The 14,613-nt window shown below is 44.9% G+C and carries 27 protein-coding genes; 2 read left to right on the plus strand and 25 right to left on the minus strand.

What is annotated here, in order from left to right; translation table 11 throughout:
- Positions 1-118: 118 nt before the first annotated feature.
- Positions 119-1,504 (plus strand): T9SS type A sorting domain-containing protein, encoded by a 1,386-nt coding sequence (locus EOO49_RS15190; protein WP_290847212.1) that lies wholly within the window; start codon positions 119-121, stop codon positions 1,502-1,504.
- Positions 1,505-1,671: 167 nt separating this feature from the next.
- Positions 1,672-2,319 (plus strand): hypothetical protein, encoded by a 648-nt coding sequence (locus EOO49_RS15195; protein ID WP_290847214.1) that lies wholly within the window; start codon positions 1,672-1,674, stop codon positions 2,317-2,319.
- A 75-nt stretch (positions 2,320-2,394) separates the two neighbouring features.
- On the opposite strand, the gene rplQ is transcribed toward EOO49_RS15195, so the two are convergent.
- From rplQ to rplB, 25 genes are all read right to left on the minus strand, one after another.
- Positions 2,395-2,949, minus strand: coding sequence for a 50S ribosomal protein L17 (gene rplQ / locus EOO49_RS15200; protein ID WP_290847216.1), 555 nt, complete (start codon positions 2,947-2,949; stop codon positions 2,395-2,397).
- A 29-nt stretch (positions 2,950-2,978) separates the two neighbouring features.
- A complete protein-coding gene (locus EOO49_RS15205; RefSeq protein WP_290847218.1) occupies positions 2,979-3,971 on the minus strand; it encodes a DNA-directed RNA polymerase subunit alpha in 993 nt (330 codons plus the stop codon).
- 20 nt (positions 3,972-3,991) lie between these two features.
- A complete protein-coding gene (gene rpsD / locus EOO49_RS15210; protein WP_290847220.1) occupies positions 3,992-4,597 on the minus strand; it encodes a 30S ribosomal protein S4 in 606 nt (201 codons plus the stop codon).
- A 92-nt stretch (positions 4,598-4,689) separates the two neighbouring features.
- On the minus strand, positions 4,690-5,073 hold the full coding sequence (rpsK, locus tag EOO49_RS15215) for a 30S ribosomal protein S11 (protein ID WP_290847223.1): 384 nt from the start codon (positions 5,071-5,073) through the stop codon (positions 4,690-4,692).
- A 9-nt stretch (positions 5,074-5,082) separates the two neighbouring features.
- On the minus strand, positions 5,083-5,457 hold the full coding sequence (rpsM, locus tag EOO49_RS15220) for a 30S ribosomal protein S13 (RefSeq protein ID WP_290847225.1): 375 nt from the start codon (positions 5,455-5,457) through the stop codon (positions 5,083-5,085).
- Between the two features lie 2 nt (positions 5,458-5,459).
- Entirely contained in the window at positions 5,460-5,576 is a 117-nt protein-coding gene (gene ykgO, locus EOO49_RS15225; RefSeq protein WP_002987490.1) for a type B 50S ribosomal protein L36, read from the minus strand.
- 65 nt (positions 5,577-5,641) lie between these two features.
- Entirely contained in the window at positions 5,642-5,857 is a 216-nt protein-coding gene (gene infA, locus EOO49_RS15230) for a translation initiation factor IF-1 (protein ID WP_007136545.1), read from the minus strand.
- 4 nt (positions 5,858-5,861) lie between these two features.
- Positions 5,862-7,199, minus strand: coding sequence for a preprotein translocase subunit SecY (gene secY / locus EOO49_RS15235; protein WP_290847226.1), 1,338 nt, complete (start codon positions 7,197-7,199; stop codon positions 5,862-5,864).
- Between the two features lie 13 nt (positions 7,200-7,212).
- Positions 7,213-7,665: a 50S ribosomal protein L15 gene (rplO, locus tag EOO49_RS15240; RefSeq protein WP_290847228.1), complete on the minus strand. Its 453-nt coding sequence runs from the start codon at positions 7,663-7,665 to the stop codon at positions 7,213-7,215.
- A 9-nt stretch (positions 7,666-7,674) separates the two neighbouring features.
- Positions 7,675-7,857, minus strand: a complete 183-nt coding sequence (rpmD, locus tag EOO49_RS15245) for a 50S ribosomal protein L30 (protein WP_290847230.1) — start codon at positions 7,855-7,857, stop codon at positions 7,675-7,677.
- Positions 7,858-7,868: 11 nt separating this feature from the next.
- The gene (gene rpsE, locus EOO49_RS15250) at positions 7,869-8,393 is read right to left on the minus strand and encodes a 30S ribosomal protein S5 (RefSeq protein ID WP_290847232.1); all 525 of its coding nucleotides are present in this window, start codon (positions 8,391-8,393) and stop codon (positions 7,869-7,871) included.
- Between the two features lie 5 nt (positions 8,394-8,398).
- Entirely contained in the window at positions 8,399-8,752 is a 354-nt protein-coding gene (gene rplR / locus EOO49_RS15255; protein WP_290847234.1) for a 50S ribosomal protein L18, read from the minus strand.
- A gap of 11 nt (positions 8,753-8,763) precedes the next feature.
- A complete protein-coding gene (rplF, locus tag EOO49_RS15260; RefSeq protein ID WP_290847236.1) occupies positions 8,764-9,306 on the minus strand; it encodes a 50S ribosomal protein L6 in 543 nt (180 codons plus the stop codon).
- Between the two features lie 18 nt (positions 9,307-9,324).
- Positions 9,325-9,723, minus strand: coding sequence for a 30S ribosomal protein S8 (rpsH, locus tag EOO49_RS15265; RefSeq protein WP_176005663.1), 399 nt, complete (start codon positions 9,721-9,723; stop codon positions 9,325-9,327).
- A gap of 132 nt (positions 9,724-9,855) precedes the next feature.
- Complete coding sequence (gene rpsN / locus EOO49_RS15270; RefSeq protein ID WP_191021034.1) at positions 9,856-10,125, minus strand: 30S ribosomal protein S14; 270 nt, start codon at positions 10,123-10,125, stop codon at positions 9,856-9,858.
- A gap of 3 nt (positions 10,126-10,128) precedes the next feature.
- The gene (gene rplE / locus EOO49_RS15275) at positions 10,129-10,680 is read right to left on the minus strand and encodes a 50S ribosomal protein L5 (RefSeq protein ID WP_290847240.1); all 552 of its coding nucleotides are present in this window, start codon (positions 10,678-10,680) and stop codon (positions 10,129-10,131) included.
- A gap of 2 nt (positions 10,681-10,682) precedes the next feature.
- Complete coding sequence (rplX, locus tag EOO49_RS15280; RefSeq protein WP_290847369.1) at positions 10,683-10,997, minus strand: 50S ribosomal protein L24; 315 nt, start codon at positions 10,995-10,997, stop codon at positions 10,683-10,685.
- A gap of 11 nt (positions 10,998-11,008) precedes the next feature.
- Positions 11,009-11,377 (minus strand): 50S ribosomal protein L14, encoded by a 369-nt coding sequence (gene rplN, locus EOO49_RS15285; RefSeq protein ID WP_007803649.1) that lies wholly within the window; start codon positions 11,375-11,377, stop codon positions 11,009-11,011.
- A 2-nt stretch (positions 11,378-11,379) separates the two neighbouring features.
- On the minus strand, positions 11,380-11,640 hold the full coding sequence (gene rpsQ, locus EOO49_RS15290; RefSeq protein WP_290847242.1) for a 30S ribosomal protein S17: 261 nt from the start codon (positions 11,638-11,640) through the stop codon (positions 11,380-11,382).
- A gap of 12 nt (positions 11,641-11,652) precedes the next feature.
- On the minus strand, positions 11,653-11,844 hold the full coding sequence (gene rpmC / locus EOO49_RS15295) for a 50S ribosomal protein L29 (RefSeq protein ID WP_290847244.1): 192 nt from the start codon (positions 11,842-11,844) through the stop codon (positions 11,653-11,655).
- Positions 11,845-11,862: 18 nt separating this feature from the next.
- A complete protein-coding gene (rplP, locus tag EOO49_RS15300; RefSeq protein WP_290847246.1) occupies positions 11,863-12,288 on the minus strand; it encodes a 50S ribosomal protein L16 in 426 nt (141 codons plus the stop codon).
- Positions 12,289-12,311: 23 nt separating this feature from the next.
- The gene (rpsC, locus tag EOO49_RS15305; RefSeq protein WP_290847248.1) at positions 12,312-13,076 is read right to left on the minus strand and encodes a 30S ribosomal protein S3; all 765 of its coding nucleotides are present in this window, start codon (positions 13,074-13,076) and stop codon (positions 12,312-12,314) included.
- Positions 13,077-13,082: 6 nt separating this feature from the next.
- Entirely contained in the window at positions 13,083-13,496 is a 414-nt protein-coding gene (gene rplV, locus EOO49_RS15310) for a 50S ribosomal protein L22 (protein ID WP_290847251.1), read from the minus strand.
- Between the two features lie 6 nt (positions 13,497-13,502).
- Complete coding sequence (gene rpsS / locus EOO49_RS15315; protein WP_191021041.1) at positions 13,503-13,781, minus strand: 30S ribosomal protein S19; 279 nt, start codon at positions 13,779-13,781, stop codon at positions 13,503-13,505.
- A 6-nt stretch (positions 13,782-13,787) separates the two neighbouring features.
- The gene (rplB, locus tag EOO49_RS15320; protein ID WP_290847253.1) at positions 13,788-14,612 is read right to left on the minus strand and encodes a 50S ribosomal protein L2; all 825 of its coding nucleotides are present in this window, start codon (positions 14,610-14,612) and stop codon (positions 13,788-13,790) included.
- Position 14,613 lies beyond the last annotated feature (1 nt).

Here is a 14,613-nt window from a genome sequence, read left to right on the forward strand (position 1 = left end):
ACGGTTATGTCTCGATGCACCACGCTTATTAGACGAACGACAACGGATATTCATCCGGTGGTGTCTCATTCATTTCTTTTTCTATTTTCGCGGCATTAAAAACTAGACAATAGCATCAATGAAACAAAAATTACTTCTGGCCGCATTAGTAGCCCAAACTTTTTTCACTGTCAATGCACAGCAATTCGGTTCACGCACCGTGCTGAATGCAACCTCTCACTTGCATAACTCATTTGCGTTCGACGACATCGACGGCGACGGTGACATCGACGTCATAGTCACGTCTACTACAGGAAGCACTTCGTCTGCGGCGAACCACGTGGCTTGGTACAAAAACCTCGGGAACAACACGTTTTCGGCCAAGACGTTGATCAGTTCGGCTTATAACGACGTGAACACCGTGCGTTTGCTTGACGTGGACGAGGACGGAAAAAAAGACCTTGTCGTGGCAGACTGGGCAACCGGAATGTCATGGATCAAGAATATGGGGTCTGGATTTTTTGGCAGCAAGCAGGCGTTGCCCTATAATTCCGCCGTGTCTACATTCGAGGTTGGCGACTTGAACAATGACGGCAAACAAGACATCGTGCTTGCCCAATTGAGCGGCGACAGCGTGCATTTCATGCGCAATACGGGCAACGGGACATTTGTGTACGACAGCATGATCTATGCGCCCAATTATAACGTATACTCGATTGAGTTCGGCGACCTTGACCAGGACCAGAAGACCGACTTGATCATCTCTTCGGGCAGTACGACGACCCAAAAAGTCGTCAAGTTCGAATATGGCACTAACGCACTTGTGCAAACGGTGCTCTATACCGCGCCTAACTGGCCGTACATTTACAAATCTTTCCTTTATGACGTTGACAGCGACGGCAAGATGGATGTCGTGATGGACAGTTCTGACTGCGCAACCTACTGGGTCAAGAACTTCGGCAACGACGTTTATTCGACCCTGACCACTATTACGACTCAAACCTGCATGAATTATGAGACGGTAAACGTCGCCGACCTGAACCTTGATGGCTTTATGGATACGCTCTACATGCGTTACGGTAATTTCTATTACAAACAAGGCGCGGCCGGGGGCGAACTTGGTACGACCATGATTCCGATTTCGATCAACCAGATTCCCGTCGAACTTTACAGACATGCGCTTTACGACATCGATGGCGATGGCGACCTCGACTTGTTCTACGGTTCCAGCCAAGAATTTGGATGGATCAAAAACAATTCTGCCGAACTTTCGGTGAATGCGCCAACGGTTTCCAAGTTCTCGGTTTACCCGAACCCGGCCAACCAAGAGCTGAACATTGCATCGGAAAATGGTATCGAAACATACGCTATTTTCGATGCGACAGGAAAGCTTATTGCCAAATCGAACTTGCCAACAGCCGAGACGAACCATAAAATTGACGTCGCGCACTTGAGCAACGGACTTTACTTCGTGGAACTTCAATCGGGGAACTCGAAGGAGACGAAAAAGTTCGTGAAGAACTGATCACAAAATAAATATCTTATCACAAAAAAGCGGGTCTAAAAAAGCCCGCTTTTGTTTTTTTTTCTATTTGCGATTCAGCTCAGATAACTTCACAAAAATGAATTGAAAACTATCACTTTTTAAATGCCGATTCGTATATATTTGCCCAATAACCTAAATAATAAATGATGAAAAAATTCCTTATGCTGGCCTGCGCGGCCTTTTTCTTTTCTTGTAGCTCCAACGATGACGAGTCGTCGAACGGTGGCGGTGGTGGCAATAACAATAATACGGTTGCTTACATTCAGGGCAAGATGGACGGAACTGCTTTCGACTACACGTTCAACAACACAGCTACCGACACTTATTTGTACAATCCGATTTCAGGTTTCAGTGGGCTAGGTTTCGATCGTTGGTATTATTACGGAGGAATGACCACGGCCTTCAATTCGTCTTTTACGCCTTCATTCACGATCGCCTGGAACAACATGTATTTTGGCGAGGGCGGAGACGAATCCGGAGAGACAGCTGCTTTCCACACTACGGTAGGTACGCTTCCTTCGAACTTCCTGACGCAGGCGCAAGATGACAATCATATGCCGGGTATAGAAATCGGCTATGAAGCTGCAAATGGCAACTACTATTCGAGCAAGGAAGGCATCCAGACTGGAAGCGCGCTTTCTGTAAGTAATTATTCGCCGGGAACCACTGCCGGAACAAAGACGATGACTGTTACTGGCACTTTTTCGTGCAAGCTTTACAATGACGAAGATCCTACAGATGTGATCGATGTCACCAACGGCAAATTCAAGTTGATCCTTTCGGAGTTCAACTGATTGTCGCATCGGCTATAAAACAAAAAAAAGGATAAACATTGCGTTTATCCTTTTTTGTATTGGAGTGAATTCCGTTTACTCAGCAGACTCTTTCGTTTCTTCTGTAGTTTCCGGAGTTTCAGGAGCGATCGCTTCAGGAGCTTTTGTTTCCTCAACCTCTGCAGCTGGAGCAGCTTCGGCTTTTGGAGCAGCTTCTGTAGTAGTAGCTTTTGCAGCTCCACCACGACGGCTTCTTGATTTTTTCACTTCTTTTTTACCTCCGTTGTAAAGTTCGTTGAAATCTACAAGTTCGATCATTGCCATGTCAGCGTTATCTCCCAAACGGTTACCCAACTTGATGATACGTGTGTATCCTCCTGGACGGTCTCCAACTTTGGCTGCAACGTCGCGGAACAATTCAGTAACCGCGTATTTGTTGCGAAGATATGCGAAAACGATACGACGGTTGTGAGTCGAGTCTTCTTTGGATTTAGTTACCAACGGCTCAACAAATTGCTTAAGCGCTTTGGCTTTAGCGACAGTCGTGTTGATGCGCTTGTGCTCGATGAGTGAACAAGCCATGTTCGCCAACATAGCCTTACGGTGGCCAGTCTGTCTGCTAAGGTGATTAAATTTCTTTCCGTGTCTCATTGTTATACTTTTTTAATTCGCGCTGCGAACTAGTCTTTATCTAATTTATACTTGCTTAGATCCATTCCGAAAGTCAGGTTTTTCTGAGCTACGAGTTCATCAAGCTCAGTCAAAGACTTCTTACCGAAGTTGCGGAATTTCATCAAATCGTTCTTGTTGAAAGAAACGAGGTCTCCCAAAGTCTCCACTTCAGCAGCTTTCAAACAGTTGAGGGCGCGAACCGACAAGTCCATATCGACCAATTTGGTCTTCAATAGCTGACGCATGTGCAACGATTCCTCATCGTAAGATTCTGTTTGTGCGATTTCGTCAGCCTCAAGCGTGATACGCTCGTCGCTGAACAACATGAAGTGGTGGATCAAAACCTTGGCAGCTTCGGTCAATGCATCTTTTGGAGCGATTGATCCGTCTGTCTTGATTTCGAAAACCAGTTTCTCGTAATCGGTTTTTTGCTCAACGCGGAAGTTCTCGATAGCGTACTTCACGTTCTTTACCGGAGTAAAGATCGAGTCTGTAGCGATTGTACCGATTGGCGCGTTTTGCTTTTTGTTCTCTTCAGCCGGAACGTAACCACGTCCTTTTTCGATAGTCAACTCCATGTTGACATTTACTTTGCTGTCTAGATTGCAGATTACAAGTTCTGGGTTCAATACCTGGAAACCAGAGATGAACTTCTGGAAATCACCAGCGGTAAGCTGATCTTTTCCTGAAACGGAAATGGTAACCGACTCGTTGTCTACGTCTTCAATCTGGCGTTTGAAACGCACCTGCTTCAGGTTGAGGATGATTTCGGTCACATCTTCCACAACTCCTGAAATAGTGGAGAATTCGTGATCTACACCTTCGATGCGTACCGAGGTGATTGCATATCCTTCCAGTGCGGAAAGCAGGACCCTTCTCAAAGCATTACCAACAGTCAATCCATAGCCTGGCTCAAGAGGGCGAAATTCGAATTTGCCTTCTGAGTCGGTTGAATCAATCATGATAACCTTATCGGGTTTCTGAAAATTAAATATTGCCATAATTTCGACTGCGTCAGTTATTATTTGTTGTACAATTCGACGATTAGTTGCTCCTTGATGTTTTCAGGAATCTGAAGACGTGCAGGAACAGAAACGAAAGTACCTTCTAGAGTTGCTTGGTTCCAGGTGATCCACTCATAAACATGAGAAGATGCAGCCAAAGAATTCGTGATTGCGTCAAGAGATTTTGACTTCTCACGAACGGCTACCTTGTCGCCAGCTTTCAAGTGATAAGAAGGAATGTTCACCAACTCGCCATTCACTGTGATATGACGGTGTGAAACGATTTGACGGGCTGCACGGCGAGAAGGAGCGATTCCCATACGGAAAACCACGTTATCCAAACGAGCTTCGCAAAGCTGGATCAAAACCTCACCGGTTACACCACGTGAAGCAGATGCTTTTTCGAACAATCCGCGGAATTGCTTCTCAAGAATACCGTAAGTGTACTTCGCTTTTTGCTTTTCCATCAACTGTACTGCGTATTCTGATTTTTTACCTCTCTTTTTCGCTAGGCCGTGTTGCCCTGGAGGGTAATTCTTCTTTTCGAATGACTTATCGTCTCCGAAGATCGCCTCACCAAATTTACGGGCGATTTTAGTTTGTGGACCAGTATATCTTGCCATTTCTAATTTTTTTGGACACGCGGTTATGAATTCAGGTCAAATCCTCCGATAACCTTTTGCGCAATCCGGTTTATACTTATTACTCTAATTTATTAAACGCGACGTCTCTTTGGAGGACGGCATCCGTTGTGCGGCATTGGAGTTACGTCGATGATTTCGGTAACTTCGATTCCACTGTTGTGCAAGGTACGGATCGCAGACTCACGTCCGTTTCCTGGTCCTTTCACATACACTTTCACTTTCTTCAAACCTGCTTCGATCGCAACTTTGCTGCAATCTTCGGCGGCCATCTGAGCTGCGTATGGCGTGTTCTTCTTAGAGCCACGGAAACCCATTTTACCAGCTGAAGACCAAGAGATAACTTCACCTTTCTTGTTTGTCAAGGAAATGATGATGTTGTTGAAAGTGGCGCTAACGTGAGCCTCTCCTGTAGATTCAATTACGACTTTGCGTTTTTTAGCTGCTGCTTTAGCCATCTCTACTTATTATTTGGTTGCTTTCTTCTTGTTAGCAACAGTTTTACGTTTACCTTTTCTCGTACGTGAGTTGTTTTTCGTGCGTTGGCCACGAAGCGGAAGTCCCGCTCTGTGACGGATGCCACGGTAACAACCGATATCCATCAAACGTTTGATGTTCAAAGACGTTTCAGAACGAAGTTCACCTTCGATCTTGTAGTAAGAAACAGCCTCACGGATAGCACCGATCTGGTCGTCGTTCCACTCTTGTACTTTGATGTCTTCACTGACTCCGGCTTTGGCCAAGATTTCAGCGGCACGGCTATTACCGATACCGAAGATATAGGTCAAAGCGATAACTCCTCTTTTGTTTTTTGGGATGTCTACCCCTGCTATTCTTGCCATAATTAACCTTGTCTTTGTTTGAATCTAGGATTCTTTTTGTTGATTACGTATAATCTTCCTTTTCTGCGCACAATGATGCACTCTGCGCTTCTTTTCTTTACTGATGCTCTTACTTTCATCTTTTTTTGCTTTATGCTTTAGGATTCAGGCACTAAGTGGTTACTCAATGCCTGTAAACCTACGGCTAGTATCTATATGTGATTCTTGCTTTGGACAAATCGTACGGGCTCATTTCCAGTTTCACCTTGTCGCCCGGAAGCAACTTGATGTAGTGCATTCGCATTTTACCGGAGATGTGTGCAATCACGATGTGACCGTTTTCGAGTTCGACTCGGAACATTGCATTCGACAGTGCCTCGATAATCGATCCGTCCTGTTCTATTGCTGATTGTTTCGCCATAAAATTAAGCTACCGCTTTTCTGTTTTTACCGCTCTTCATCAAGCCGTCATAATGTTTGTTCAAAAGATACGAGTTGATCTGTTGGATGGTATCGATAGCGACACCTACCATAATGATCAAAGATGTACCTCCGAAGAACATTGCCCAGGCTTGTTGTACGTTCAGCACGCTTACCAGGATCGCAGGGAAAATCGCGATCAAAGCAAGGAACAAAGAACCCGGAAAAGTAATCAATGACATAATGTGATCAAGAAAATCGGACGTTTCCTGACCCGGACGAACGCCTGGGATGAAACCGCCACTTCTTTTCAAATCATCGGCCATTTTGTTGGTAGGAACCGTGATGGCGGTGTAGAAGTACGTAAAAAGTACAATCAACAAACCGAATACAAGGTTGTACCACAAACCGAACATATTGCTGAACGCTCCTGCTACAGACTGTGAAGTCTCAGACTGTGAAAGTCCTGCAAGGGCAGCCGGGATGAACATGATCGCCTGAGCGAAGATGATCGGCATAACACCGGCAGCGTTTAGCTTAAGTGGAATCCATTGACGGTTTCCATCTTGTTCGAACTCGCCTGATACCGTTCTTCTGGCGTACTGAACCGGAATACGGCGCACCGCCATAACCAAGAGTACACAAGAGATGATGACAAGCAACCATACGATGACTTCGATTACAAGAATCATCGGTCCGCCATTGTTGTTAGTGATCGTAGAGGTGAATTCCTGAAAGAATGCCTGTGGAAGGCGAGCCAGGATTCCAACCATGATCAACAGGGAAATACCGTTTCCAATCCCTTTGTCGGTGATCTTCTCTCCAAGCCACATCGCGAAGATGGTTCCTGTCGAAAGGATAAGTACCGATGAGAAAAGGAAGGAGAACGAATCAAATCCCATAAGGAAAGCGTCTGCCGGCAACGTACGGTAAAGGTTATAAATGTAACCCGGACCTTGTACGAGCGTGATCAGGATAGTCAACCAACGTGTGATCTGGTTGAGTTTCTTGCGTCCACTTTCACCTTCTTTCTGTAGCTTCTGAAGATAAGGAATAGCGATTCCCATCAACTGAACCACGATAGAGGCAGAAATGTACGGCATGATCCCGAGGGCGAACACCGATGCTTTAGAGAAAGCACCTCCCGTGAACATATCAATGATCGATCCGATACCTTTATCTGTCTGGTTAGCCAAACTGTCCAGAGCTGTTGCGTCGATACCCGGAAGAGTAACGTGCGCACCAAATCTATAGACGAGAAGCAACAACAACGTAAATGTGATACGGTTGCGCAATTCGTCGATTTTCCAGACGTTAGCGAATGATTCAAAAATTTTCTTCATCGTGCCAGACTGATTACAGTTCTATAGCTTCTCCGCCAGCAGCCTCGATGGCAGCTTTTGCAGTCGCAGTAAATTTGTGAGCGCTTACTTTAAGTTTCGCTTTCAATTCACCTCTTCCAAGGATTTTCACGACTTCGTTTTTAGTAGCCAAACGGTTAGCGACAATCGTAGTGAAATCTACAGTGTCAGTAACGACGTTGTTTTCTACCAAAGCCTGAAGCGTGTCAAGGTTGATCCCTTGATACTCCACACGGTTGATGTTCTTGAAACCGAACTTAGGCACACGGCGTTGCAATGGCATCTGTCCACCTTCGAAACCAATCTTACGAGAATAACCCGAACGAGATTTGGCTCCTTTGTGTCCACGTGCCGCAGTTCCGCCTTTTCCGGAACCTTCACCGCGACCTACGCGCTTATTCTGATTATGAGTTGAGCCTGTTGCAGGCTGCAAATTACTTAGATTCATAACAGTGGATTAATTTGATTCCTCTACAGAAACCAAGTGTTTGACTTTGTTTATCATCCCAAGGATAGCAGGATTTGACTCGTGCTCCACAACTTGACCCACTCTTTTAAGTCCCAAAGCTACGAGACCTCTTTTTTGCGTGAGTGGACAGTTGATTTGACTTCTAACTTGCTTTACTACTAGTTTTGCCATGATTCCTGTTATTAACCTTTAAACACTTTCTCAAGCGATACACCGCGCTGTTTTGCGATAGTGTAGGCGCTTCTCATCTGAAGCAAAGCATCGAAAGTCGCTTTTACCACGTTGTGAGGGTTAGATGATCCTTGTGATTTTGACAATACGTCGTGGATACCAACTGACTCAAGTACGGCACGTACCGCACCACCGGCGATAACTCCTGTACCGTGAGAGGCTGGCATCAAATTAACGCGCGCACCACCAAATTTTCCTTTTTGCTCGTGTGGAACCGATTGTCCGGCAAGTGGAATACGAACCAGGTTTTTCTTAGCGTCTTCCACCGCTTTCGCGATTGCTTCAGAAACGTCTTTCGACTTACCCAAACCGTGACCTACAACACCGTTCTCGTCACCGACTACTACGATAGCAGAGAACCCGAAGGCACGTCCACCCTTAGTAACCTTAGTTACACGGTTCACAGCAACCAGACGGTCTTTCAATTCGAGTCCGCTTGGCTTTACCAGTTCTACGTTTTTATATGTATGATACATGATTCTTAGAATTTAAGCCCGGCTTCTCTTGCGCCGTCTGCTAGTGATTTAATACGTCCGTGGTAAAGGTTACCTCCTCTGTCGAAGGCAACTTCTGTAATACCAGCTTTCAACGCCTTATCAGCAACTGCTTTTCCAACGGCCGTAGCCTTGTCTGAAGCCGTTCCCGAAGCGTCGAAACCTTTGTCTCTTGAAGATGCAGCAAGTAGCGTAACACCATTCACGTCGTCGATTACCTGAGCATAGATCTCTTTGTTGCTACGGAAAATAGCGAGTCTAGGCTTTGTGGCCGTTCCGTTCACAATCTTTCTGATTCTGAACTTGATCCTTTGTTTTCTCTCGGATTTAGTTAATGACATACTTCTACTTATTAAGCTGATTTACCTGCTTTTCTTCTCAATACTTCTCCTACGAACTTGACACCTTTTCCTTTGTAAGGTTCCGGACGACGGAATCCGCGGATTTTCGCCGCAACTGCTCCCAAAAGCTGTTTGTCATAAGACGTAAGCTTGATGATTGGGTTCTTACCTTTTTCTGAAATAGTCTCAATCTTTACTTCAGGTGCAACTTCAAGCACGATGTTGTGCGAGAATCCAAGCGCCAAATCCAATTTCTGGCCAGCGTTTGAAGCCCTGTAACCGACTCCTACAAGTTCGAGTTCTTTTGTGAAACCCGTAGAAACTCCGGTGATCATATTTGCGATCAAAGCGCGGTACAAACCGTGTTTTGAACGTTGGTCTTTGTCGTTTGAAGAACGTTCAACCACTACTTGGCCATCTTCCAATTTCACGTCAACATCTGCGAAATTCTGTGTAAGCTGACCCAATTTTCCATTTACCGTAACTACGTTATTTGCTACGTCAACCGTAACTCCCGCTGGGATTGCGACTGGGTTTTTACCTATTCTTGACATCTTCTATCGGATTTAAGATTAGTATACGTAACAAATAACCTCGCCACCAACATTGAGTTGTTTTGCCTGTTTCCCGGTCATAAGACCTCTTGAAGTAGAAACGATGGCAATACCCAATCCGTTGAGGATGCGAGGAAGGTTTGAAGCACCTGCGTACTTACGTAGACCTGGTTTACTGATTCTTTGGATATCTTTAATGACCGGCTCTTTTGTGTCTTTGTCATACTTAAGAGCGATCTTGATGGTTCCCTGGACTTTGTCATCTTCGAATTTGTAGCTCAAGATATAACCTTGATCGAACAAAATCTTAGTGATTTCCTTCTTCATTTTCGAAGCAGGGATTTCCACCACTTTGTGGTTTGCGGCCACAGCGTTACGGACTCGTGTGAGGTAGTCCGCGATTGGATCTGTATACATTTATATAAAATTGCGGTTGTGGTATTCGGCAGCACCACACTGACGAACCTGTAACCAATTAAACTCGTTAAAAATATGTTAAAATTTCCTTTTGTAGGATTTGACTCACAACAAAAGGAAATTTTCAACAAATTACCAGCTGGCTTTCTTCACACCTGGGATCAATCCTGAATTTGCCATTTCACGGAAAGTAACGCGTGAAATACCAAATTGTCGCATGTAACCCCTTGGTCTTCCGGTTAATTTGCAACGATTGTGCAAACGAACGGGCGAAGCGTTTCTCGGTAATTTTTGCAAACCTACGTAATCTCCAGCTTCTAGCAAAGCTTTACGTTTTTCTGCATACTTGTCAACCGTCTTTTGACGCTTCACCTCACGGGCTTTCATTGATTCTTTAGCCATGTCTTAGTTCTTTTTAAATGGTAAACCTAGTTCAGCCAAAAGTGATTTAGCCTCTTTGTCAGTTTGGGCAGAAGTCACGAAAGTGATATCCATACCAGAAATCTTGTTCACCTTGTCGATGTCGATTTCAGGGAAGATGATCTGCTCAACAACTCCAAGGTTGTAGTTTCCGCGGCCGTCGAAACCTGTAGCGTTGATTCCGCTGAAGTCACGAACACGTGGCAATGCCGCCGTGATCAAACGATCAAGGAATTCATACATACGCTCTCCGCGCAAAGTCACTTTTGCTCCAATTGGCATTCCTTTTCTCAATTTGAAAGACGCAACGTCCTTTTTAGAGATAGTCGAAACAGCCTTTTGGCCAGTGATTTTTGTAAGTTCGTCTACTGCGTAATCGATCAATTTCTTGTCAGAAACGGCAGCACCTACTCCACGGCTCAAAACGATTTTCTCAAGTTTTGGAACTTGCATTACGTTTTTATAGCCGAATTCTTCTTTCAGGGCAGAGACAACGCGGTCTTTGTATTCCTGCTTTAGTCTTGGGATATAAGCCATGATTAGATTACTTGATTAGATTTTTTAGAAAAACGGACTTTTTTGTCTCCTTCCGTACGGAAACCAACTTTCGTTGTAGTTTTCGTCTTAGCGTCAACCAAAGCAAGGTTAGACACGTGGATAGGAGCTTCTTTCTTTACGATTCCACCTTGTGGGTTTTTCGCGCTCGGTTTAGTGTGTTTCGACACCATGTTCACGCCTTCTACTACCGCTTTGTTTTTCTCACGGTAAACGCGAACGACTTTGCCCTCAGAACCTTTGTGGTCACCTGCGATAACGCGAACGATATCTCCTGATTTAATTTTAAGCTTTGTCATCATTGTAAAAATTAAAGCACTTCAGGTGCCAGTGAAACGATTTTCATGAATTGTTTCTCACGAAGTTCTCTCGCAACCGGACCAAAAACACGGGTTCCTCTCATTTCGCCGGCAGCGTTCAAAAGAACACATGCATTATCGTCGAAACGGATGTAAGAACCATCGGCTCTCCTAACCTCTTTCTTGGTACGTACAACAACTGCAGTCGATACAGCACCTTTCTTTACGTTTCCGTTTGGAGTGGCGTCTTTGATCGAAACTACGATTTTATCTCCGACAGAGGCGTAACGACGTTTCGTTCCACCAAGCACACGGATCGTAAGAACTTCTTTCGCTCCGGTGTTGTCTGCTACTTTTAATCTTGATTCCTGTTGTACCATAATTACTTAGCTCTTTCAATGATTTCAACTAGTCTCCAGCACTTGGTTTTTGACAATGGACGTGTCTCAGAGATACGCACTGTGTCACCAATGTTGCAGTCGTTTGTTTCGTCGTGTGCGTGATACTTTTTAGTTTTCAACACGAACTTACCGTATAGCGGGTGCTTTACTTTCTTTGTCTCAGCAACAACAATGGACTTATCCATTTTGTTCGAAGTGACAACCCCGACTCTTTCTTTTCTTAAGTTTCTTTTTTCTTCCATCTTTCGGGCAGATTATTGTTGTGCTCTTTTAGCGATTTCAGTGTGGAGTCTTGCGACTGTTCTTCTGAGGCTTCTGATTTGAAGCGGATTCGCAATAGGAGAAATCGCGTGAGTTGATGTCAACTCAAGGTATGATTTCTTGCTTTCGTTGAGCTTTTCCTGCAATTGCTCTGCAGAAAGATCTTTAATTTCAGATTGTTTCATTTTTTCTACAGATTAAGATTAAGCTTCGAAATCCCTTGCTACAACAAACTTAGTCTTTACCGGAAGCTTTTGGGCTGCAAGGCGAAGTGCCTCTTTTGCAACTGCCAAAGGAACTCCTCCGACTTCGAACATGATTTTTCCGGGTTTGACAACGGCTGCCCAATATTCAACGGCACCTTTACCTTTACCCATACGTACCTCAAGAGGTTTCTTAGTGATTGGCTTATCCGGGAAAATCTTGATCCACAATTGACCTTCACGTTTCATGAAACGGGTTGCAGCGATACGCGCAGCCTCGATTTGACGTGAAGTCAGGAACATACCTGTCTCGTGAACTGATTTAATTCCGAACATACCGTTAGAAAGTTCATGCCCTCTTTGGGAAAGACCTTTCATTCTGCCCTTCTGTACCTTGCGGTACTTGGTTCTTTTCGGCTGTAACATTTTTCTACTTTACCTTAAGTTAATTACTTTCTTTTACGAGGACCTCCAGATTTGTTGTCATCTCTCCTACGGTCGTTAGGCTTGCGATCTCCGCGTGGGGCGTCTCCACCTTTTCCACCGGATTTCTGCTTGTCCATACCTACAAGTGGAGAAAGATCTCTCTTTCCGTAAACCTCGCCTTTCATAATCCAGACCTTGATCCCCATACGACCGTAAGTCGTGTGAGCTTCCGCCAAAGCGTAGTCAATATCTGCTCTGAAAGTTGACAATGGAATACGACCTTCTTTGAAGTTTTCTGAACGGGCCATTTCGGCACCATTCAAACGACCCGAAATCTGAACCTTGATTCCTTCGGCGTTCATACGCATAGAGGCTGCGATAGCCATCTTGATGGCACGACGGTAAGAAATACGGCTTTCGATTTGACGACAGATGCTTGATGCAACCAAAAAGGCATCTAGTTCCGGACGTTTGATCTCAAAGATGTTGATCTGAACTTCCTTGTCGGTAATCTTCTTAAGCTCTTCTTTCAACTTGTCTACCTCCTGGCCGCCTTTCCCGATGATGATACCAGGACGTGCAGTGGTGATAGTAACGGTTACAAGCTTCAAAGTTCTCTCGATGATCACTTTAGACACACTAGCTTTACTCAAGCGAGCATGAACGTACTTACGGATTTTGTGATCTTCGGCCAATTTGTCGCCGTAGTCGTTTCCTCCGTACCAGTTTGAATCCCATCCTCTGATAATTCCAAGGCGATTCCCAATTGGATTAGTCTTTTGTCCCATGCTTACTTATGAATTAACTTGTGTGTTATCGGTTTGTCCCAAAACAACAGTTACGTGGTTGGAACGTTTTCTAATTCTGTGTGCACGACCCTGTGGAGCAGGACGAAGTCTCTTCAACATCATTCCTCCATCTACACGGATCTCCTTGATGAACAAGCCAGCGTCTTCCATACTTGCATCAGGGTTTTTCGCCTGCCAGTTAGCAAGTACCGAACGAACCAATGTTTCAAGTTTACGAGAAGCCTCTTTTTGGCTGAATCTCAAGATGTTTAGTGCATGACCTACCTTCTGGCCTCTTACCAGATCAGCTACCAGGCGCATTTTGCGAGGTGAAGTAGGGCAATTGTTCAATTTCCCAAAGGCCAACGACTTGTTAGCTTCTTTGATAGCTTCCGCTCTTTCTCTTTTACGAACTCCCATGACTTCTTATTTTTTACCTTTGTTTTTAGCACCTGCGTGACCGCGGAATGAGCGGGTAGGCGAAAATTCTCCTAGTTTGTGACCGACCATGTTCTCGGTAACATAAACCGGAACGAACTGGCGACCATTGTGGACTGCGATAGTCTGGCCCACGAAATCAGGCGTGATCATAGAAGCGCGAGACCAAGTCTTCACAACTCCTTTGTTGCCTTTTTCAGCGTTTTCAAGAACTTTCTTTTCTAGTTTATAGTGTACGAAAGGTCCTTTCTTTAATGAACGTGCCATGTCTTATTATTTCTTTCTGCGTTCTACAATATACTTATTGCTCGGATTAGCCTTAGCACGAGTTCTGTAACCTTTAGCCGGAAGACCTTTACGTGAGCGTGGGTGACCTCCAGAAGAGCGTCCTTCACCACCACCCATCGGGTGATCAACAGGGTTCATGGCAACTGGTCTCGTACGAGGACGACGGCCCAACCAACGTGAACGTCCAGCCTTACCTGAAACGACCAATTGGTGATCTGAATTGGAAACAGCACCAATCGTGGCCGAACAAGTCAAAAGAATCAAACGAGTCTCTCCTGAAGGCATCTTGATTGTAGCGTACTTCCCGTCACGAGCCATCAACTGAGCGAATGTTCCAGCCGAACGCGCGATAACCGCACCTTGACCTGGACGCAACTCGATACAAGAGATAACCGTACCTAGAGGAATTTTGCTAAGTGGCATTGTATTCCCAATTTCCGGCTGAGCGTTCTCGCCAGACACTACAGTCTGACCAACTTTCAATCCGTTTTGAGCAATTACATACGTTTTGGCTCCATCGGCGTAAGCCAACAAAGCGATGAACGCAGTTCTGTTCGGATCATACTCGATTGACTTCACAGTAGCAGGAACTCCCGCTTTCGTGCGTTGAAAATCGATGATACGATACCTTTTCTTGTGACCACCGCCTGTGTAACGCATGGTCATTTTCCCTTGACTATTTCTACCGCCTGAGTTTTTTATCGGTGCGAGCAAAGAACGCTCCGGCTTATCAGTTGTGATAGTGTCAAAGCTATTCACAACTCTAAAACGCTGACCCGGGGTAATAGGCTTTAATTTTCTAACTGACATC

This window comes from Flavobacterium sp. (assembly GCF_004295795.1).
Classification (GTDB): Bacteria; Bacteroidota; Bacteroidia; order Flavobacteriales; family Flavobacteriaceae; genus Flavobacterium.